This window comes from Chryseobacterium bernardetii, from assembly GCF_003815975.1.
GTDB classification, from domain to species: Bacteria; Bacteroidota; Bacteroidia; order Flavobacteriales; family Weeksellaceae; genus Chryseobacterium; species Chryseobacterium bernardetii.
In genome coordinates this window covers 1,680,128-1,701,057 of record NZ_CP033932.1, presented here as the reverse complement: position 1 = coordinate 1,701,057, position 20,930 = coordinate 1,680,128, and the positions used below count along the sequence as shown (strand labels likewise).

24 protein-coding genes are annotated in these 20,930 nt (G+C 35.8%); 9 read left to right on the top strand and 15 right to left on the bottom strand.

The annotated features are described in order from the left end of the window. From rplX to EG339_RS07760, 13 genes are all read right to left on the bottom strand, one after another. Window positions 1-327, bottom strand: coding sequence for a 50S ribosomal protein L24 (gene rplX / locus EG339_RS07820; RefSeq protein WP_002983229.1), 327 nt, complete (start codon window positions 325-327; stop codon window positions 1-3). A 21-nt stretch (window positions 328-348) separates the two neighbouring features. Next, on the bottom strand, window positions 349-717 hold the full coding sequence (gene rplN / locus EG339_RS07815) for a 50S ribosomal protein L14 (RefSeq protein ID WP_002983226.1): 369 nt from the start codon (window positions 715-717) through the stop codon (window positions 349-351). A gap of 2 nt (window positions 718-719) precedes the next feature. Next, window positions 720-974, bottom strand: a complete 255-nt coding sequence (gene rpsQ / locus EG339_RS07810) for a 30S ribosomal protein S17 (protein WP_027381310.1) — start codon at window positions 972-974, stop codon at window positions 720-722. 12 nt (window positions 975-986) lie between these two features. Further along, window positions 987-1,172, bottom strand: coding sequence for a 50S ribosomal protein L29 (rpmC, locus tag EG339_RS07805; RefSeq protein WP_027381309.1), 186 nt, complete (start codon window positions 1,170-1,172; stop codon window positions 987-989). Between the two features lie 12 nt (window positions 1,173-1,184). Beyond that, window positions 1,185-1,610, bottom strand: coding sequence for a 50S ribosomal protein L16 (gene rplP / locus EG339_RS07800; RefSeq protein ID WP_047096817.1), 426 nt, complete (start codon window positions 1,608-1,610; stop codon window positions 1,185-1,187). A gap of 97 nt (window positions 1,611-1,707) precedes the next feature. Continuing rightward, window positions 1,708-2,457 (bottom strand): 30S ribosomal protein S3, encoded by a 750-nt coding sequence (rpsC, locus tag EG339_RS07795; protein ID WP_002983216.1) that lies wholly within the window; start codon window positions 2,455-2,457, stop codon window positions 1,708-1,710. A gap of 7 nt (window positions 2,458-2,464) precedes the next feature. Next, window positions 2,465-2,863 carry a 50S ribosomal protein L22 gene (gene rplV / locus EG339_RS07790; protein WP_002983214.1) on the bottom strand — a complete coding sequence of 133 codons (399 nt, stop codon included), beginning with the start codon at window positions 2,861-2,863 and terminating at the stop codon, window positions 2,465-2,467. A 2-nt stretch (window positions 2,864-2,865) separates the two neighbouring features. Continuing rightward, complete coding sequence (gene rpsS / locus EG339_RS07785; protein ID WP_002983209.1) at window positions 2,866-3,144, bottom strand: 30S ribosomal protein S19; 279 nt, start codon at window positions 3,142-3,144, stop codon at window positions 2,866-2,868. Window positions 3,145-3,146: 2 nt separating this feature from the next. Further along, complete coding sequence (gene rplB / locus EG339_RS07780) at window positions 3,147-3,968, bottom strand: 50S ribosomal protein L2 (RefSeq protein ID WP_123869710.1); 822 nt, start codon at window positions 3,966-3,968, stop codon at window positions 3,147-3,149. Window positions 3,969-3,990: 22 nt separating this feature from the next. Next, on the bottom strand, window positions 3,991-4,281 hold the full coding sequence (rplW, locus tag EG339_RS07775; protein WP_045491154.1) for a 50S ribosomal protein L23: 291 nt from the start codon (window positions 4,279-4,281) through the stop codon (window positions 3,991-3,993). Window positions 4,282-4,284: 3 nt separating this feature from the next. Next, complete coding sequence (gene rplD, locus EG339_RS07770) at window positions 4,285-4,914, bottom strand: 50S ribosomal protein L4 (protein ID WP_002983197.1); 630 nt, start codon at window positions 4,912-4,914, stop codon at window positions 4,285-4,287. Further along, window positions 4,905-5,528 carry a 50S ribosomal protein L3 gene (rplC, locus tag EG339_RS07765; RefSeq protein WP_068940275.1) on the bottom strand — a complete coding sequence of 208 codons (624 nt, stop codon included), beginning with the start codon at window positions 5,526-5,528 and terminating at the stop codon, window positions 4,905-4,907. Before rplC ends, rplD begins: the two co-directional genes overlap by 10 nt. A 191-nt stretch (window positions 5,529-5,719) precedes the next feature. Then, window positions 5,720-6,616: a LysR family transcriptional regulator gene (locus tag EG339_RS07760; RefSeq protein ID WP_123869709.1), complete on the bottom strand. Its 897-nt coding sequence runs from the start codon at window positions 6,614-6,616 to the stop codon at window positions 5,720-5,722. A gap of 132 nt (window positions 6,617-6,748) precedes the next feature. On the opposite strand from EG339_RS07760, the gene EG339_RS07755 reads away from it, so the two are divergent. Both EG339_RS07755 and EG339_RS07750 read left to right on the top strand, forming a co-directional pair. Then, a complete protein-coding gene (locus EG339_RS07755; RefSeq protein ID WP_123869708.1) occupies window positions 6,749-7,141 on the top strand; it encodes a rhodanese-like domain-containing protein in 393 nt (130 codons plus the stop codon). A 5-nt stretch (window positions 7,142-7,146) separates the two neighbouring features. Continuing rightward, window positions 7,147-7,590, top strand: coding sequence for a GNAT family N-acetyltransferase (locus EG339_RS07750; protein WP_123869707.1), 444 nt, complete (start codon window positions 7,147-7,149; stop codon window positions 7,588-7,590). A 75-nt stretch (window positions 7,591-7,665) separates the two neighbouring features. Here EG339_RS07750 and EG339_RS07745 read toward each other — a convergent pair whose 3' ends face one another. After that, window positions 7,666-8,430, bottom strand: a complete 765-nt coding sequence (locus tag EG339_RS07745; RefSeq protein WP_123872635.1) for a DeoR/GlpR family DNA-binding transcription regulator — start codon at window positions 8,428-8,430, stop codon at window positions 7,666-7,668. A 116-nt stretch (window positions 8,431-8,546) separates the two neighbouring features. Here EG339_RS07745 and EG339_RS07740 point away from each other — a divergent pair, with 116 nt between their 5' ends. The 7 genes from EG339_RS07740 (at window position 8,547) to EG339_RS07710 (ending at window position 17,855) form a co-directional block, all read left to right on the top strand. Beyond that, a complete protein-coding gene (locus EG339_RS07740) occupies window positions 8,547-10,145 on the top strand; it encodes a glycerol-3-phosphate dehydrogenase/oxidase (RefSeq protein WP_123869706.1) in 1,599 nt (532 codons plus the stop codon). A gap of 10 nt (window positions 10,146-10,155) precedes the next feature. Beyond that, the gene (gene glpK / locus EG339_RS07735; RefSeq protein ID WP_123869705.1) at window positions 10,156-11,652 is read left to right on the top strand and encodes a glycerol kinase GlpK; all 1,497 of its coding nucleotides are present in this window, start codon (window positions 10,156-10,158) and stop codon (window positions 11,650-11,652) included. 22 nt (window positions 11,653-11,674) lie between these two features. Further along, complete coding sequence (locus EG339_RS07730) at window positions 11,675-12,406, top strand: MIP/aquaporin family protein (protein WP_123869704.1); 732 nt, start codon at window positions 11,675-11,677, stop codon at window positions 12,404-12,406. Window positions 12,407-12,411: 5 nt separating this feature from the next. Next, on the top strand, window positions 12,412-13,224 hold the full coding sequence (locus EG339_RS07725; RefSeq protein ID WP_123869703.1) for a hypothetical protein: 813 nt from the start codon (window positions 12,412-12,414) through the stop codon (window positions 13,222-13,224). A 151-nt stretch (window positions 13,225-13,375) separates the two neighbouring features. Further along, on the top strand, window positions 13,376-13,795 hold the full coding sequence (locus tag EG339_RS07720) for a hypothetical protein (RefSeq protein ID WP_123869702.1): 420 nt from the start codon (window positions 13,376-13,378) through the stop codon (window positions 13,793-13,795). Window positions 13,796-14,032: 237 nt separating this feature from the next. After that, the gene (locus EG339_RS07715) at window positions 14,033-15,004 is read left to right on the top strand and encodes a hypothetical protein (protein WP_123869701.1); all 972 of its coding nucleotides are present in this window, start codon (window positions 14,033-14,035) and stop codon (window positions 15,002-15,004) included. A 112-nt stretch (window positions 15,005-15,116) separates the two neighbouring features. Next, window positions 15,117-17,855, top strand: a complete 2,739-nt coding sequence (locus EG339_RS07710) for a hypothetical protein (protein ID WP_123869700.1) — start codon at window positions 15,117-15,119, stop codon at window positions 17,853-17,855. Between the two features lie 96 nt (window positions 17,856-17,951). Here EG339_RS07710 and EG339_RS07705 read toward each other — a convergent pair whose 3' ends face one another. Continuing rightward, window positions 17,952-20,843: a hypothetical protein gene (locus EG339_RS07705; RefSeq protein ID WP_123869699.1), complete on the bottom strand. Its 2,892-nt coding sequence runs from the start codon at window positions 20,841-20,843 to the stop codon at window positions 17,952-17,954. Window positions 20,844-20,930: the final 87 nt, after the last annotated feature.

Sequence of the window (20,930 nt, the reverse complement as noted above, 5' to 3'; positions counted from 1 at the left end):
TTATAAAGTTTCACCCGTTTTTTTGTTGATTCTTACTTTCTTATCTCCTTCGATTTTGTAACCTACTTTGATAGCTTTTCCGTCTTTACCTACTAAAGCTACGTTTGAGATATGAATAGAAGCTTCTCTTTCAACGATTCCTCCTTGAGGATTTGAAGCTGAAGGCTTAACGTGCTTTTTGATGATGTTAAGTCCTGCAACAACTACTCTAGGGTCTCTTCCTTCTTTCTTGATCACTTCAATAACTTCACCAGTCTTACCTTTGATATCTTTCTTACCAGTAGTAATGATTACGTTATCTCCTCTTTTTATTTTTAACTTTGACATTTCTTTAAAAAATTTTAAAAATTAAAGTACTTCAGGAGCTAATGAAATGATTTTCATATATTCTTTGTCTCTCAACTCACGAGCAACCGGTCCGAAAACACGTGTTCCTCTCATTTCTCCCGCTGCGTTTAGTAATACACAAGCATTATCGTCGAATTTGATGTATGAACCATCTTTTCTTCTTACTGCTTTTTTAGTTCTTACTACTACAGCTTTAGATACCTGACCTTTTTTTGCGTTTCCTGATGGCGTAGAATCTTTGATCGTAACAACGATTTTATCACCAACTGAAGCATATCTTCTTCTGGTTCCTCCCAGAACTCTGATAACTAGTACTTCTTTTGCACCTGTGTTATCAGCAACTTTTAATCTTGATTCTGTTTGTAACATTATTACTTAGCTTTTTCAATGATTCTTACTAATCTCCATCTCTTGTTCTTGCTCAAAGGTCTAGTTTCTTGGATCAAAACTGTATCTCCCTCGTTGCATTCGTTGTTCTCGTCGTGTGCAGTATATTTTTTCGTTTTTAATACGAATTTACCGTACATCGGGTGCTTCATTCTCATCGTTTCACTAACAACAATGGTCTTTTCCATTTTATTGCTGGAAACCACTCCGATTCTTTCTTTTCTTAAATTTCTATCCATTGTAAAATGAAATTATTGTTTGTTAGTTAACTCAGTGTTTAGTCTTGCGATTGTTTTTCTCAAATCTCTGATTTGAATCGGGTTTTCAATTGGGCTGATTGCATGAGCCAATTTCAATTTAGAATATTGAGCTTTTGCTTCAGTTAATTGAGCTTGAATATCACCCGCGCTTAAATTTTTAATATCAGCTTTTTTCATTGTATTCAAAGATTATAGAGGTTTAACAAAATCGTTAGCAACTACGAATTTAGTAACTACTGGTAATTTCTGTGCAGCAAGTCTAAGAGCTTCTTTCGCTACTTCGTAAGGAACTCCACCTACTTCGAACATAATTTTACCTGGTTTTACTACAGCTACCCAGTATTCAACAGCACCTTTACCTTTACCCATACGTACTTCCGCTGGTTTCTTAGTAATTGGCTTATCCGGGAAGATTTTGATCCATAACTGACCTTCTCTCTTCATATATCTTGTCGCAGCGATACGAGCCGCTTCAATTTGTCTTGCAGTGATCCAAGCACCTTCTGTTGCTTTGATCCCAAAAGTTCCGTATGCAAGTTGACTACCTCTCTGGGCATTCCCCTTCATCTTCATCTTGTGAACTCTACGGAATTTGGTTCTTTTTGGTTGTAACATAATTTCTAAATTTTAGATTTTAGATTTTAGATTTTAGATTTTTCTTATTTTAAAAAAGTAACGGTAATTTAAAATTCAAAACTTCTAATCTAAAATTTTAATTATTATTGTTATTGTTGTTGTTTTTTCTAGGTCTTCTGTTGTCTCTGTCTCCTCCTCTGTTTCCTCTTTCAGACTGACCACCTTTTTTCTGTTGTCCCACTAGTGGAGAAAGTTCTCTTTTACCGTAAACTTCACCTTTCATGATCCAAACTTTTACCCCTAGTCTACCATAAGTAGTGTGAGCCTCTGCCCAGTGGTAATCGATATCAGCTCTGAAAGTTGACAATGGAATTCTTCCTTCTTTGAAAGATTCTGATCTTGCCATTTCAGCTCCGTTCAATCTACCAGAGATCTGAACTTTGATACCTTCAGCACCCATTCTCATAGTACTTGCCATTGCCATTTTAACAGCTCTTCTGTAAGAAATTCTGTTTTCAATTTGCTTAGAAATACTATCAGCAACTAGTACAGCATCTAATTCAGGTCTTTTGATTTCGAAGATGTTGATTTGAATATCCTTACCAGTTAATTTCTTCAACTCTTCTTTTAATTTATCAACTTCCTGACCTCCTTTACCTATGATAAGTCCCGGTCTAGCAGTAGTGATTGTAACTGTTACTAATTTAAGTGTTCTTTCAATATAGATTTTTGAAATACCACCTTTAGATAATCTAGCCTCAAGGTATCTTCTGATTTTGTAGTCTTCAGCGATTCTGTCTCCATAATCGTTTCCACCAAACCAGTTAGAATCCCATCCTCTGATGATACCTAATCTATTACCAATTGGATTTGTCTTCTGTCCCATACCTTGATTAATTTTCTTTATTACCTAAGATTAATGTAACGTGGTTAGATCTTTTTCTGATTCTATACCCTCTACCTTGTGGAGCTGGTCTTAGTCTCTTCAATTGTCTTGCGCTATCCACGAAGATTTCTTTAACGATAAGGTTAGCTTCTTCAATATCCGCACCTTCGTTTTTCACCTGCCAGTTAGCCATAGCAGAAAGAAGTAATTTCTCTAATTTGTTAGATGCATCCTTCTTAGAATATTTTAAGATATAAAGAGCTTTATCTACCTGCTCTCCTCTAATGATATCAGCAACTAATCTCATTTTTCTTGGAGAAGACGGGCAATTATTTAATGAAGCTTTTACAACGTCTTTGTTAGCTTCTTTTCTTGCGATTGAACTATCTTGTTTTCTTGATCCCATGATTATCTGCTTCCTTTGTTTTTGTTACCACCATGACCTCTGAAAGATCTTGTTGGAGAAAATTCGCCTAACTTGTGACCAACCATGTTTTCTGTAACATATACAGGGATAAAAGATTTCCCGTTGTGTACAGCAATAGTTTGTCCTACGAAGTCCGGAGAGATCATAGATGCTCTAGACCAAGTTTTGATAACTGTCTTCTTACCAGACTCTATATTTGCCTGAACCTTCTTATCTAAAGTATGATGAATGAACGGTCCTTTTTTAAGTGATCTTGCCATAATTATTTTCTTTTAGATACGATGTAACGGTTAGACACTTTGTTTTTCTTTCTAGTTTTGTAACCTTTAGCTGGTTTACCGTTTCTAGATCTTGGGTGACCTCCTGAAGAACGTCCTTCACCACCACCCATTGGGTGATCTACTGGGTTCATTACAACCGCTCTTGTTCTTGGTCTTCTACCTAACCATCTGCTTCTACCAGCTTTACCTGATACAGTTAATTGGTGATCCGAGTTGGAAACTGATCCAATCATTGCCATACATTCAGTAAGGATCATTCTTGATTCTCCTGAAGGTAATTTGATGATCGCATATTTACCATCTCTGGAAGTTAATTGAGCTGAAGAACCAGCACTTCTTGCTAAAATAGCACCTTGACCAGGCTTCATTTCAACACAAGAAATAACAGTACCTAAAGGAATGTTTTTCAACTTCATTGCGTTACCTACATTAGGCTCTACGCTGTCACCAGAAATTACTTTCTGATCAACTTTGATACCGTTTGGAGCGATGATATATCTCTTTTCTCCGTCTGCGTACTCTAATAAAGCGATAAATGCAGTTCTGTTTGGATCGTATTCTACAGATTTTACAGTGGCTTCAACGTTTGCTTTGTTTCTTTTGAAGTCAATAATTCTGTATTTCTTTTTGTGTCCACCTCCGGTGTAACGCATGGTCATTTTACCTGTATTGTTACGTCCACCTGACTTTTTAATACCAACTACTAGAGATTTCTCTGGCTTGTTAGTAGTAATTTCCTCAAAATTGTTTACAATTCTGAATCTCTGTCCCGGGGTGATAGGTTTTAATTTTCTAACAGACATTACTATTATTTATAATTAATAATTAATTTACAGCAAAAATATCGATAACCTCACCTTCAGCAAGTTTGATTACCGCTTTTTTCAATTTGTTTGTCTTTCCTACTTGAAGACCTTTTTTAGTGTATTTTGAAGAAACCTTCGGAGCATAAATCATTGTGTTAACGTCTGCTACTTTTACACCGTAAGCTGCTTCAACAGCCTTTTTGATCTCGATCTTATTCGCCTTAGGGTTAACTAAGAAAGAATAAGTACCTCTTAAATCTGTAAGGTAGTTAGCCTTTTCTGAAATAACTGGTTTAATAATAACTGACATGACTTATTTCTTTAAATTTTCCTGGAATTTTTCAACTGCACCTTCGAAGAAAATAATCTCACCAGCGTTAACTAAATCGTAAGAACTGATCTCGTTGAAGTTCATTACTTTAGCTTTAGGCAAGTTTCTTGAAGATAAATACACATTCTTGTTAGCTTCAGGAAGAACGAATAAAGATTTTTTACCGTTAAGTTCCAATGCATTTAATACATTGATGAAATCTTTAGTCTTAGGAGCTGCAAAGCTCATATCTTCTAAAACTTTGATGCTGTTGTCTCTCATTTTCTGAGATAAAACAGATTTTTTAGCTAATCTCTTAAGAGCTTTGTTCAATTTGAATCTGTAGTCTCTTGGTTTTGGTCCGAATACTCTACCTCCACCTCTGAATACTGGAGATTTGATATCCCCGTATCTAGCAGATCCTGATCCTTTTTGCTTCTTAAGCTTTTTAGTAGAAGCAGTAATTTCGCTTCTTTCTTTTGCTTTATGAGTCCCTTGTCTTTGTGCAGCAAGGTACTGTTTAACTTCTAAGTAAACCGCGTGCTGATTTGGCTCAATTCCGAATACTGTTTCGTCTAGAGTTACTTTTCTTCCGGTCTCTTTTCCTGATGTATTTAATACTACTAGTTCCATTTTCTGATAATTACATAAGAATTTTTAGCTCCCGGAACAGCACCTTTTACTACTAAAAGATTTTGTTCTTGATCAACTTTTAACACTTGAAGGTTTTGAACAGTTACCTGCTTACCTCCCATTCTTCCAGCCATTCTCATCCCTTTGAATACTCTTGAAGGGTCAGATCCAGCACCGATAGAACCTGGAGCTCTAAGTCTGTTGTGCTGACCATGAGTTGCCTGCATTACACCTCCAAATCCGTGTCTTTTAACAACACCTTGGAAACCTTTACCTTTTGAAGTTCCTGTTACGTCTACATATTCACCTTCGATGAATAGTTGAACATTTACTTCCTCTCCTACTTTAGCATCTGTGAATCCGTCATGGAATTCAACTAATTTAGCTTTAGGAGCAGAACCAGCCTTTTTAAAATGGCCAGCTAACGCTTTACCAACGTTCTTCTCACTCTTGTCATCGAAACCTAACTGCACAGCTGTATAACCGTCGTTTTCTAAGGTTCTGACCTGTAAAATCGAGCATGGACCAGCTTGAATAACTGTACAAGGAATGTTTTTCCCTTCTTCGTTAAACAAAGATGTCATACCGATTTTTTTACCAATAATACCTGACATTGTTTATATTATAATAAAATTTATCCTTTATTTTCTTTCATTTTCCGGAAGTCTGAAGTGATTTCTACTTTTGATATAGGCACACTACGCTCCTAAAATGAGTGTGCAAATTTATGAATAATTTTATAACCGACAAATTTTTTAAGTAAAATATTTTGATTTTTAATCATTTAGCGATTCGAGAGAAAAAACTATCCGAAATTTTGAAAATACTCTTTGAAGTTCAAAAGAAAATCATTAACATATTTTTTTCCAATATCCGATTTCCTTACAACAAGATAATGCTTTCTTTTCAAACCGTTACTTCCGATCTTTTTAAACTTCAGTTCATCAGATAATCTGAAAGACTTTAATGCCCATTTCGGCATACAGGTAATTCCTATGTTGGCCTGCACCATTTCTAAAGTTACTTCCGTTAGGGGAACTGCAGAGATTTTCACCGGCATTATTTCGTTCGGATTTAGAAAACGCTCATACACAGAGACTGTTTTTAACGGAAAAGAATGAATAATTAAATGAACATCCACAAAATCATCCGCAGTAAGATACTCTGAATTATTCAGAAGATTTTCCTGATGCATGATGGCAAGAATTTCATCTTCAAAGATTTCAACGCTTACTAATTCTTTATTACCAGAAGGTTTTGAAGTAACAACGGCAATATCAATCTCATTAGATATCACTTTCTCAACAGGCTTATGAGTTGCTTCCAATACCAGATCCACCTCAATTTCAGGATACAGCATTTTCATTTTCTGAATAAATAACGGCAACCCCTGATAAAATGAATAGCATTCTGTACTGATTTTTATTGTACCCGCCGCTCCGGCCCTTATCTGCTGAATCGTATTCAGACCATTTTCAATACTATCTATTACCGTACATGCAGTTTTATAAAGCACATCCCCCTCTTCAGTTAATTCCCATTTGTTCCGTGTCCTGTAAAATACCTTAAAACCAAGCTGGATCTCAAGATCTTTAAGCTGATGACTTAATGCAGACTGCGTCAAAAATAGTTTTTCAGAAGACCCGGCAATGCTTCCCTCTTCTGCAATTGTTTTAATAAGCTTTAAAAACTTGATTTCCATGGTGCAAAGTTAACAATATAACGAAAAAATAATATCTGAAAATATTTCATATAAAACTGCACAGCATTCAATTTCAATCTTAGGCTAAAAAGAAGACTAAGCATAGTTTTGCATCATAAACAATTTAAAATCATGCAAGAACAAATTGAATTCTACCAGAAAAAATTAATGTACGAAATGGATCCTTCAGACTTATATGAAATATTTCAAAACAGCACTGACTATATAGCAGTAGACACCCGAAGACCAAATGGCTATAATAAAGAACATATCCCATCCGCCATCAATCTTCCTCATCGGGAAATGACAGAAGAGAGCACACAGCATCTTGACAAATCAAAAATATACGTATGCTATTGTGACGGCATCGGCTGTAATGCCTCTACAAAAGGAGCTTTAAAAATGACAAAATTGGGATTTAAGGTCCTTGAATTAATAGGTGGTATTGAATGGTGGAAGTTTGATGGCTACGCTACAGAAGGAACTACCCCTACCAAGGGTTCTACATTCGTATGTGCCTGCTAAGAAATATGAGAATAAGATTTGCCGAAGAAAGAGACCTCACCTCTATTATTGAATTATGTAAAGCCCACACCCAATATGAAAGAAGTTACTTTAAGGAAGAAAACAAGAAAGAACTGCTTTCTAAATATATTCTTAATCGGGATTCTAATATAAAATGCCTCATTGCTGAATCCGATACTGAAATAATAGGATATGCAACATTCTTTAAACAATTTTCAACATGGGATGCCGGCTATTATATGTATGTTGACTGCTTATTCCTGAAAGAAAACGCAAGAGGAAACGGAACAGGAAAACAAATAATGGAACTAATAAGAGCCTTTTCAAAAGAAGAGGACTGCTCAATAATCCAATGGCAAACCCCAAACTTTAATACAGGGGCCATTAAATTCTACTCACGGCTTGGAGCAGAAAGGAAAAACAAAGAAAGATTTTTCTGGAAGGTATAGAAACAATTCATTTTTAATATAAATAGGGACTTTCTGAAACCAGGCTGTCTCTATTTTAATGTTAACAAATAAAGTCTATTTTACAATGACCGTAACCCCTCTTTCCTCCAAAGCTGACGTATCTTCCTTACTGATACCATCATCTGTAATCAGATAATCCACTTCATCCAGTGAGGCAATTTTACCGAAACCTTTCTTGTTCAATTTAGAAGAATCTGCCAGAACTACCGTTTTATCTGCACATTCAATCATAACCTGATTAAGATGCGCTTCTGCAGCATTAGAAGTACTGATCCCAAACTCCAGGTCAATTCCGTCTACTCCCAGGAAAAGCTTGTTGCATGAAAATTGTTTAAGAATCCCTTCTGAAATAGATCCTACAATTGAAGTTGAGCTTTTTCTCACCTCTCCTCCCAGTTGGATGACATTAATATTGGGATTATTACAAAGTTCAATAGCTACTCTTAGTGAAGATGTAAGCACCGTAAGTGGGCCAAAGTTCATCAGCATCCTTGCAAGATAGTGCATTGTGGTTCCTGATGCCAATATGATACAGTCATTTTCGTGAATCAAAGATAGTGCAGCCCTGGCAATTGCCTGTTTTGCTTCTACATTAATATTCTCTTTTTCTCCTACATTTTTTTCATAAGCATATCTTACCTGCTTACTTGCCCCTCCATGATTTCTAAAAAGAAGTCCCAGACTTTCGAGATGATTCAGATCCTTTCGTATCGTAACCGAAGAAACATTCAGTTTTTCACAAAGATCCTGAACAAGAACATGCCCTTTATCATCCAGTTCCTTTAAGATTTCATCATGTCTTGGTATTAGCTTCTCCATTTTATTCGTTTCATCAAAATTACCGTTTTTTTTTGACATCTTAAAATTTCATTTATTTTCTTTTTGCTTTCATTTTTAATTTATATATTTGAAAACGAAACATAAACGAAACATTTATGAAACGAAACGAAGAACTCAGTAAATTAACCAGTGTAAAAGAATGGGACTTTATAGTCATAGGAGGGGGAGCCAGTGGTTTAGGTTCAGCATTAGACGCGGTAAGCAGAGGATTCAAAACTTTATTGCTTGAATCTCATGACTTTGCGAAAGCAACATCCAGCAGAAGTACCAAACTGGTACACGGTGGAGTAAGATATTTAGCGCAGGGAGACGTAGGCTTAGTGAAAGAAGCATTAAAAGAAAGAGGGCTTTTAGCCAAAAATGCAGCACATATTGTGAAAAACCAATCTTTCATTATTCCTAATTATACCTGGTGGGGCGGAATCTATTATAAAATAGGTTTATCTGTTTACGATTTCCTTGCCGGAAAATTAAGTTTGGGAAAAACGAAATACATCAGCAAATCAAAGACTATTGAAAAACTTCCTACGATTGAACAAAATCACTTAGCCAGTGGGGTTGTTTACCAGGACGGACAGTTTGATGATGCGAGGCTTGCTGTTAATTTAACTCAAACCATTATTGAAAAAGGGGGAAGTGCAGTAAACTATGTAAAGGTTGTAAATCTTCTGAAAGACGATAAAGATAAAGTAATTGGAGTAGTTGCTGAAGATCAGTTCTCCAAGCAGCAATATCAGATCTACGCAAAAGTAGTCATCAATGCTACTGGTGTTTTCACGAATGACATCCTTAATATGAACAATCCTAAGCATGGTAAACTTGTGGTACCAAGCCAGGGAATCCACCTTGTACTGGATAAATCATTTCTGAAAAGCGATGATGCTATTATGATCCCGAAAACTTCTGACGGAAGGGTCTTATTTGTAGTACCATGGCATGACAGAGCTTTGGTGGGAACTACAGATACTCTTTTAGAAAGCGAAAGCTTCGAACCCCGTGCTCTGGAAGAAGAAATCAGTTTTGTTTTAAATACAGCAAGACAGTATCTTTCTAAAAAGCCAACACGTGAAGATGTAAAATCGGTTTTTGCCGGACTTCGTCCTCTTGCCGCTCCAAAAGACGGAAGCAAAAACACAAAAGAAGTTTCCCGAAGCCACAAGGTTATTGCTTCTGACACAGGATTGATTTCCATCATTGGCGGAAAATGGACCACTTACCGTAAAATGGCTGAAGATACTATTGATAAAGCCATGCAGGTACATAATCTGGGTAATAGTACTTCTAAAACAGAACACATGTCTATTCATGGAAATGTAAAACCTGAGCAGGTAGACAGAACCAACCATTTATATGTATACGGATCTGATATCCCTGCAATAAAAGCTTTACAGGAAAGCAACCCACGTTTTAAACAAAAAATACATCCAGATCATCCTTTTACTGTAGCAGAAGTAGTATGGGCTGTAAGAAATGAAATGGCTGAAACAATTGAAGATGTCCTGGCCAGAAGAGCCCGCTTGTTATTCCTGGATGCAAGGGCTGCCATAGACAGTGCACATAATGTAGCGAGAATTATTGCTGAAGAAAAAGGATATTCTGAAGAATGGGCACAGCAACAGGAAAGAGAATTCATTGAATTGGCAAAAGGATATTTATTAACTCCTTATTCACCTAAAGTTATCAACCTAAATTAGCACTATATACATGAATGAAAAGCTTATCCTCGCTCTAGACCAGGGGACAACTTCCTCCAGAGCGATTCTCTTCAACCATAGTGGAGAAATCAAATATGTATCTCAGAAAGATTTCAGACAGATATTCCCTACTCCGGGATGGGTAGAACACGATCCGAATGAAATCTGGTCTTCTCAGATCTCCGTAGCAGCAGAAGTGATAGCGAAAGCAGGAATCTCCGGACTGGAAGTTGCCGCTATCGGAATTACCAATCAACGTGAAACTACAATTGTATGGGATAAAGAAACCGGAGAACCGATCTACAATGCAATTGTATGGCAGGACCGCAGAACTTCAAAATACTGTGACAAACTGAAAGAACAGGGACATGCAGAAACCATCAAAGAAAAAACAGGTCTTGTTCTGGATGCTTATTTTTCAGCAACCAAATTAAAGTGGATCCTTGATAATGTAGAAGGAGCAAGACAAAAAGCTGAAGAAGGAAAATTGTGTTTCGGAACTGTTGACACATGGCTTGTGTGGAAACTTACCCGCGGAAAAATGTTCATCACAGACGTTTCCAATGCCAGCAGAACCATGCTTCTGAATATTCACACTCTGGAATGGGATAATGATTTATTAGCGCTATTTGATATTCCTAAAAATATTCTCCCGGAAGTAAAACAGAGCAGTGAAATATATGGTGAGACGGCTACTACCCTATTCTCTACCAAAATTCCGATCGCAGGTATTGCCGGAGACCAGCAGGCCGCCCTGTTCGGACAGATGTGTACCACTCCGGGAATGGTAAAAAATACTTACGGAACAGGATGCTTCCTGCTAATGAATACAGGAACGGAAGCTGTTTCTTCTAAAAACAATCTTCTTACCACTGTAGCGTGGAAAATTAACGGAGAGGTTAACTATGCACTGGAAGGAAGTGTATTTGTAGGAGGTGCAGCTATTCAATGGCTTAGAGACGGTCTTAAACTTATTCATTCTTCTGAACAGGTGAACGAACTGGCTGCTTCTGTAGAAGATAATGGTGGTGTTTATTTCGTTCCTGCATTAACCGGCCTTGGTGCTCCTTACTGGGATCAGTATGCACGCGGAACGATTGTAGGGATCACCCGTGGAACTACTGATGCCCATATCGCCAGAGCCACCCTGGAAGGAATTGCATTTCAGGTATACGAGATTGTAAAAGCAATGGAAGCAGATTCCGGAAGAGCCAGCCTTGAATTAAGAGTAGACGGAGGTGCTTCTGCAAGTGATCTTCTGATGCAGATTCAGTCTGATCTTTTCGGATTCAAAATTACAAGACCCAAAACATTGGAAACTACCGCTCTTGGAGCAGCCTACCTTGCAGGGCTTGCAGTAGGATATTGGAAAAGTATAGACGAAATCCAGGAACAATGGATTGTAGACAAGGACTTCCACCCTCAACTGGACAGAGAAAAGGTAAATAAAATGACCCATTTCTGGAAGAAAGCTGTAAAAAGCGCTCAAAGCTGGATTGAAGATTAACTCACTTATCAAAAAAACTTATATGACCCCATTTATTGCAGAAGTTATCGGCACGATGCTTCTTATATTGTTAGGCAACGGTGTTGTAGCCAATGTTGTCTTAAAAGATACGAAAGGAAATAATTCCGGATGGATTGTTATTACTACCGCCTGGGCGCTGGCCGTTTTTGTGGGAGTAACCGTTGCAGGGCCAATAAGTGGGGCCCACCTGAACCCGGCAGTAACCATTGGTCTTGCTGTTGCAGGAAAATTCTCATGGGACCTTGTTCCGTCTTATATCGCGGCACAAATGATCGGAGGAATGCTGGGTGCATTTTTAGTATGGCTTTTTCATAAAGATCATTTTGCTATTACGGAGGACGAAGGTGCGAAACTGGCATGCTTCAGTACTGGTCCGGCGATCAGAAAAACATCTTCCAATCTTATAAGTGAGATCATCGGCACATTTGTACTGGTATTCTGCGTATTTTATTTTGCTGGTCCCAGCATTTCCTTACAGGCAGATCCGGCAGCTAAAGTAGGCCTTGGTTCCATCGGAGCGATCCCTGTTACGTTTGTCGTTTGGGCTATCGGTTTATCTTTGGGTGGAACTACAGGATATGCTATTAACCCGGCGAGAGATCTTGCTCCAAGAATCATGCATTCCATTTTACCTGTAAAAGGAAGCAGTGATTGGGGATATGCGTGGATTCCTATAGTAGGTCCGATTACAGGAGCAATTCTTGCAGCAGTATTATATGGATTTTTAAAATAAGACAAATGATGAGAAAAATCTTAAAGGGAATCTTCGTTCTTGCTTTAGGCACAGGAAGGTTATTTTCACAGGAAAGCGGTGAAACCAAGGAAACCAAAGAAGGAAGGCTTGATTTTACAGCCAACATTCAGAACAATCACTTATGGAGAGGACTAATTATTACGGATAAACCTGTAGTGATGGGGAATCTTTCTTACGCCCTGGATGCGGAGAAAAAATGGAAGGTAGGAATCTGGGGTGCCTCTGCATTAGCCGATGATAAGGACAACACTCATTATAAAGAGATCAATTATTATGTTCAATATTCTAACGGGCGTTTTTATATCGGGTTATGGGACCTTTATAATTCCAGAAACATCAATACTGCGGTGGCTGCTGATGATATTTTCAGCTACTCACAGAGAAGAACAGCACACATTATTGATTTAAGAACCAATTATACTTTCGGGCCTTCATTCCCGATTAATATTGAAGCAGACATTATGCTTTATGGTGGTGCTAATGCAGGGGAAGTAATTCTGGAACCTGACGGAAGCTATAAAAAGAACAGATACTCCACTTATGTTCAGGCCAGCTACCCTGTTATCAGCGGACAAAAAGTAAATCTTGATGCTTTTGTAGGAGCAGGATTTTCCTTAAATGGGAATACATTTTTGTATGGAAATGGAAAAAACAATTTTGATATTGTGAATGTAGGAGTAAAAGCAGGAAAGATCCTTAAAATTACAGAACATTACAACTTACCTGTTTCTATGATGGCCATGTGGAATCCTTCTAATAAATATGCAAGAATTCAGCTGGCTGCAACTGTTTTTTAATTTAATTTTCACTGAGATGATATAAAAGCCACTCCTTTTGGAGTGGCTTTTTGTTGGATTGTGTTGGTATAGAATTTAGAATAGATAAAAATCACCGGGGTTTTACGGTATATAGATTGAACATATATTTTTAAATTTGAGGAAAAATAATATGAAAAAGATTTTCAGTTTAATGATTTTATGCATCAGTATTTTCACTCTTGCACAAACAAAATTACCCTTTACCGGACACAGAAGCTTTGATCTTCTGAAAGGATACAGCGGTACTGGCACTCCCCATTATTATCTTAATATACAAAAGAACGGTAATGTTCTTTTTGGGTATGTTCAGGTTAACCAGGCTAATGGAAAAGAAACCAACGAAGAAATCAATGCTGGCCAATATGCTCCGAATAAAGTCATGAAGGTTCAGTTCAAAAATTATAAAGAAACCTTCTTTGTGAAATTCGGTACAGATAAAATCTATCTTACAGATGAAAAAGGGAATATTCTAAATCTTGAAGGCTGTTGTTCTGCAAGGGAAAGTATAGATAAAGAAACCTGCACCTGTGAAAGTGAACTCTATGAATAAAATTGATTACAAATACAGCCACTCCTTTTGAGGTGGTTTTTATTGTAATGTGTTAAAAATCCAATGAATTTTTAACACCCTCAACGAACAGGAATGGGTATATGAATTGTTGGGATTTTCAGGAAACGAAGTCCGAGATGATGGAATTTACCGGTAATAAAGAATCGCCGGGATTTTACGGTTTATGGTTTGTATAAATATCTTTATTTTTGAGGGATCAATTATGCACACCAAAGTATGAAAATATTCAATATTTTATGGGTCTTACTTTTTATTGTTTCCTGCAGTAAAAAAGAGAACCATCCTTATACATTTTATTACTGGAAAACGAATCTGAAACTGGATCAGCAAGAAAAGAAAGTTTTAGATCAGGCAACAGTTCCTTATTTATATACAAGATTTTTTGATGTTGATAAATCAGACGGAAAATTTCTACCCGTAGCTGTTATTACAAAAGACCAGAGTTTTCAGACGGACAAACAGATCGTACCTACTGTTTTCATTACTAATCAAACTATGCTGGGTATTTCTCAGGAAGAAATTAAGTTTCTGGCAGAGCATATTCATCATTTGGTTCAGAAAAAAGCAGAAGAATATCATTTAAATATCAATAACGAAATTCAGATTGACTGCGACTGGACTGCCGGCACACGCGATGATTATTTTCAATTTCTGAAAGAATTGAAGAGAGTTTCTGGAAAGGAAGTTACCTGTACTTTACGCCTTCACCAGGTTAAAGATAAAAAACTGACCGGGATTCCTCCGGTGAAAAAAGTGTATCTAATGTGCTACTCCACTTCTTCTCCACTGGAAAAATCGGATAAAAACTCTATTCTTGATGTGAATATTCTTAAAAGCTATCTTTCTAAAATGGAAGACTATCCTATCAAAAAAGTTGAAGTGGCCCTTCCTATTTATTCGTGGGGAATCATTACGAATCATCTGGGCAAACATAAACTCATCAATGCTTTATCTGAAAAGGACCTCAAAAATCCTAATTTCAAAAAGATTTCAGAATATGAAGCAGAAGTATTGAAAGACGGTTTCTACTTTGGAAGTTACCTGAATAAAGGTTTCAAAATAAAAGTGGAAGAAATATCGGAAGCACAATTAACTGATGTAATTGTTTTCCTTCAGAAAAAAATCCCGCATTTTAATATTATTTATTATCAATTAGATAGTAAATTTGTGTTAGATCAGAAATTTTAAATCTACCATAGATTAAGACAGAGAATAAAAGTTCAACTTCATATGCTATTTTCTGTCCGCACCATTAATTACAAAACAACGCTATAAAAATTAAAAAAACACTACAAACCCTATGAAAAAGTATATTCTTTCACTTGCGGTTGTATCTCTTTTCTACACCAACTCCAACGCCTGTTCATGGTCGGATCCGGATTACGAATACTTCAACCTCTTTACGCAGAGTATTATTAAGGATAAATCTTATCTTCCTTTTCTTCATACTTATTCTTCAAGATTCTTTGGTAATTATAATCCATCTATGATCCCTGATGATAATATTGAGACCTGGAAGAAATATTTCAACAATCAGCTTAATTATGCCGAGACACAAAACCTGGTATACAAGGTAAGCATGAATGATCTGAATGCTCTTAAAAACGGAACTCCTACCAACCCGCTCTTACAAAAGCTGGGAACAGGATTTTATCAGAAATACAAAGAGGGAATTGATTATTTAATTGAGGCTAAATATCTGGAGCCTTACATGAGCATCAACTATATTGAAAGTGAAAACTCTTTTTATTATAACAGAGATGAGAACAGGAAAAATGCCACCTCTCTTGATTACAATAAAACAATTGCGGCCCTCACCTCTTTGTATAATGCAGCCAGAAATCCTGAGATCAGGCAACGTTACGGATACCAACTTGTTCGCCTGAACCATTATACCAGAAACTATGACTCTGCCCTGCAGGCTTTCAAAACTTATATTGAACCTGTGAAACTAAAAGGTACGGTATATTATATGGCTCTGGACCAACTGGCAGGAGCTCAAAGGGGGCTGGAAATGAATAGTGATGCCAACTGGAATTTCTTCCAGGTATTTATGAACAGTAAAGACCGTAAGGAATCTGCTTTTGTTTCTATGAAACTTTCAGACACGGCTTCTTTCAGTAATATTATGAAAAGAGCCAATACAAATGAGGAAAAAAATATGGCTTATTTCCTTTTAGGATATGAAGATTTCAACAACCCCATTCCTATTATGGAAAAGATGTTTGACATTAACCCGGATTCTGAAATCCTGAAAGTAATGGCAGTAAGAAGCATTAATGAACTGGAAAGAAGCTACCTTCCTATATATTATTACACGTCTGATGCTTATGGCAGAATATCTGTATACAGGGGCAATACTGAAAACCATACTTCAAAAGATGCTGCTTCTGATAAAACAACAACGGAAGTAAAAGAGGTTAAAGAAGAGAAAATATCTTTCTGGCAGAAAATTGTAAGGTTCTTTAAAAATCTTTTTGGGGGTTATAAATCTGATACCACCACCGCTGGAAATAAGGCTGAACAGAGTGATGATGAATTATTGAATAATCCTAACAGAATTCCTTTTTATACTACAGGATACAGCGGATATGATGATAACACGAAAGATTACCTTGACGATCTTGAAAAATTTACTTCAAAGGCTAAAGAAAAATCTAAAGATGAGTACTGGCAGATTGCTGATGCCTACCTTAAGCTTTTAAAGAAAGATTATAAGGAAAGTACCGAAATACTGAATGATATCAAAACAACCAACCCTGAATACCTGGAGGAAATCAAAAGGATGAAGGTCTTGAATGATATTGTTTCCCAACCTAAAGTGGATGCTGCTTTTGAAGACCACCTGATGAAAGATTATGCTGAGTATTTTGTAGAGAAAGAAGTGAAAAAAGATACCGCTAATGTTAACAGTGATTACGATTATTACGGTGATGCACCTTCTACCGCTGACTTCTTAAAAGATGTAATGGCCAACCGTTACTTTCTTCAGGGGGAAGACGGAAAATCATTCCTTATGAATAACCAACTATCTGATCTCCAATACAACCCGAACTCCAGCCTGGTAAAAAGTGTTGAAGAGTTTTACAGAAAGCCTAACAAGACTCAGTTTGAACAACAGATCATTGCTAAAAATATGGACAGTGTAGGAAATATTGAGGCTTTCTTTAATACCATCTATGGTGACAGGGCTATGAGACTTGCTGATTTTGAAAAGGCCAAAGCATATTACGAAAAGGCTCAGAAGTTTGGTGGAATCCCAAGGGAGAATTATGACTGGACTGAAAAAGAAGGACAAAAAATCACCTCAAAACAGTATGCTTCTTCTGAATATAATGGTTTTAATAATATTTCAAGTCTTGTTTTCGGACATAATGTTTGGGAAAGTTATCAAAGCAGCCCTTCCGAATCTATGAAGTCTGAAGGATATACTGATTTTCCTTTCATCAAAGACAATATGAATAAGCTTGAACTGACGGATGTTTTGATCCAGCTTAAGAAAATAGGGAATGGAAAAGATGAGAAAGCAGCAAGAGCGAACCAGCTTATCGGGAACCTGTTATACAATACTTCCATTTTAGGCTATTACAGACACCTGTTCGTTATGGATATTGATAACAGCAATGGAGGTAAATATTACTTCTGGAACACTGATAAAGGAAATCCTTATAAGTACTACTATAAAAACTTCCTTGATACTTCTTATATTGAACCTGATAATTTTGATTTAGCCATTAACTATTACCAAAAGGCCCTTAAGTTTTCAAACAATAAAGAAGAAAAAGCCAGGATTTTATTCCAGATGGCAAGTGCAGAACAGGGTAAATACTACCAGTATGAAGCTAATGCTCAAAAAGATTTCGACTATTCTGATCCGAAATGGTCTGAAAAAGAAGATGCCCGCCAAAAGGAAATGGACAATCTGAAAAATCAAAAATACAGAACGTATTTCGCTCAACTTAAGGCACAGTATTCGGATGCTGAAACTACAAAAAGTCTTATGGGAAGCTGTAGTTATTTTAGTTATTTCATGAGATAGCAGACATCAACAGACAAATAGTTACTTCAAATAAAAAAGGAATCATTGCGATTCCTTTTTTTGTTGCTATTTTGCAGCATCATATTTTATATTCTATCATCTATCCTGATCCCTTGACCATAAATTGATTAATGGAATATCTATTTTCACTCCTACACTGAATACAGTAGCATCGAATGTTTTATTGTTAATAAGTCGTCCATCATCTGTATACACCGTTTTTAACGGAAGAAGCTTTACACTTCCAAATAATACAAAAGGACTATTTCTTATACCATAAATAAGACTCACCGAAGGGCTAAAAACTTCAGAAAAATGAACATCTTTCGGATAATCTTCTGTAGAAGATACCAAATAATGGTTCACTATATTTCCTAAATCAATAATATCAACGGTAAAACCAAAATTATCTGTCTTCGGTCCATTTGAGGACCATGTAAAAGCCACTCCAATTGGTGCAACAATTTCACCGGTAAACTGTTTCTTCAAAGAAGTATTTCCATTGGTTAGCAACCCAGAGAAGCTCCCTCCTACATAAGCGTTCAAATCAATAGAATGTGCCATTCTTCTTTTAAGTTTATAGGAAGTTGGAGGCAATGCATGAGAGTCAATAACATTTGCCAATTCATGTTCGTCTTTTGCGGATAAAACATCTCCGAAAAATGAGGTGAGCTTAAAGAGCTGATCCTGGTACTTCAGTTTTAATTGATCTACTGTTTTACTATATTTTGGCTGCTGAAGGTAAGATGTACCGATACTTTTTAAAAGAGCCATAATTTTTTCTTTACCGTCTTTATCATTTTTCAATAAGTACAATATATTGAGCAAATGTATAGCATTTATCTTATCAATTTTTGCGTTAACCGCAACTCGAGTAATCAATAAATCAAACTGATCATCAAGCTCATTTAATAAAATATAGTTATCACTTTTAACATCTGAAATATATTTAAAGAAGGGTTGCAATTTAGAAATTTGATGAAATTTAATAATATCATTCTCCTTCCTCTTATCTTCATATTGTAATATCAGTTCAAGATTATTGTTATCAAATTTTTGACTTATTTCCAAAATTGGATTTTTGTTTATATCATAAAATTTAATATTTTCACTATTTATCTGAACTATTTTTTCATTCAAATTAAACGAAAAAGCCAATATAGATTTATTAGGATCTTGATTAATCCTATCAATAATATTTAGTACTTTTTGAGCGGCGGCTACAAAGTTTTTGATTTGGATTTGTTCATATACTCCAATACCATCTTTTAAGATCTCTATTTGTTCTGAAAGTTTAATAGATGAATTTCCATTTACTAAATATTGATTAGCATCCATATTACTAATAATCTGCTCTGTAATTCTCCAGACACTATAAAAATTATAATTGGACCTTTCCTCTTTCTCTTTATTACCATCTAAAATAGCTTGTGAATCTTTATTTATTTTATCAAACTGGCTGAGAGTAATCAGAAGGTTACCCATCCATTTAGCAAGTTGGTTTTTATGATTCTCATCATTCTTATAATTTGAAAATTTAATATGTTTTAGTTCAGATCCATATTTAAGTTCTATTAACTCTAGCAGGACATCCCATTGATCCATTCTTAAACTGTTGATTTCTTCAAAGGAAAGCAGCCTATAGGTACTTTTATTATCTATTATATCTACCACAAAAAGTTCATTGGTTAATATATATAGCATTGATATTGACTGATTAAGATATTTTTTTATTTCATCTCCGTTATCCTTGTACTTAGGATTCATATAAAAATACCGTACAATATCTCTATAATTATATCTTTCAGAAATCAACCTGTTTAAATCAGCACCAAAACTAATACTTGTTAATAGTTCCTTCCTACTATTAACATCTTTGACTAAGAACTCCTCTACCCACTTACTTTCAGCTATATTCACAGGCATCTTTATAAAATCTGAAGAAATTGCGTAGCGCCATGAACTACTGAAATTAGGAGTTTTATAGTCTTCAAGTCCTGCAAGAAGCTTAGCAGTTTCCGGAAATGCTTCAAAAACAAGTGGATTATTGAGTCTCTCCCTCACCTGATCCATAAACCAGATCAAAGTTTCCTGCTTTGCTCTGTTGGCTAGAAAAATAGCCATTGCTTCGATCATTTGGGATTCTGATGGCATATTGAAACTCTGACTGGAAGTTCTCTGCTGGGCAGCCTGAACAATTGAATTTATATTGATTTGATTTTGGGAAGCTTCTAAATTATTATTTAAAGGGACTACAAGGTCTACATCTTTTCTTTTGTTAACATATGCATTTGCATATTGTCTTACACTTTCTTTATATAATTCATTATCTTTTACTAAATCCTCTATCTTTTTACGATTACCATTTAATTTTTCTTCCAACTTCGATAAATTAACTTCTTTAAACAGCTTAAATGAATCATTCTGGACTTCTTCCGGTTTTTTATTATTCAATAGGTTTTCAAAAATTTTAGCTTTAGGACTGAATCTCTGATTAAATTGTATACTATCTTTATTTACAAGGAGGGTCTTGATGAGTTCCAATTCTTCCTTCTCCTTATCTAATTCGTCCCCTCTTAATGCTAAAGATTTAAAGCTTTTTTCAAAGCTGTTAATCTTCTCTGTTTTGTTACTGTCAATGTATTTTTTATCAAACAGTCCTAAATTGAATAGTCTGATGATATCACTTCTTGTCAGCTCTTTTAATGTGTTTCTATTAACAAGAAAATTTCCTATATAACTTGCTTTAGAGGAATCATTAGTTACTTTATATTTTTTTGCTAATGTATCAACTTTAGCCTGTCCTAAATTAGCTACCAGACTGGCATATATATCATTAATTTGATCAGATGTCAGATTATTAGAATTAATAACCTTACTTAGGTAATAGAGATTATAGAGCTTTAATTCTTTGTCTTGCTGTGCGGAAACAATTGAATTTAGTCCCAATATCAATATGAGGGCTAAAAGGTTAAATTTTAGTTTCATGGTGTTTGGTTTTTCAGTTTTAGTTTAACATAAATTTAACAATTTTAATTTAATTATACTATAGAAGGGTTTTAAACATAAAAAGAG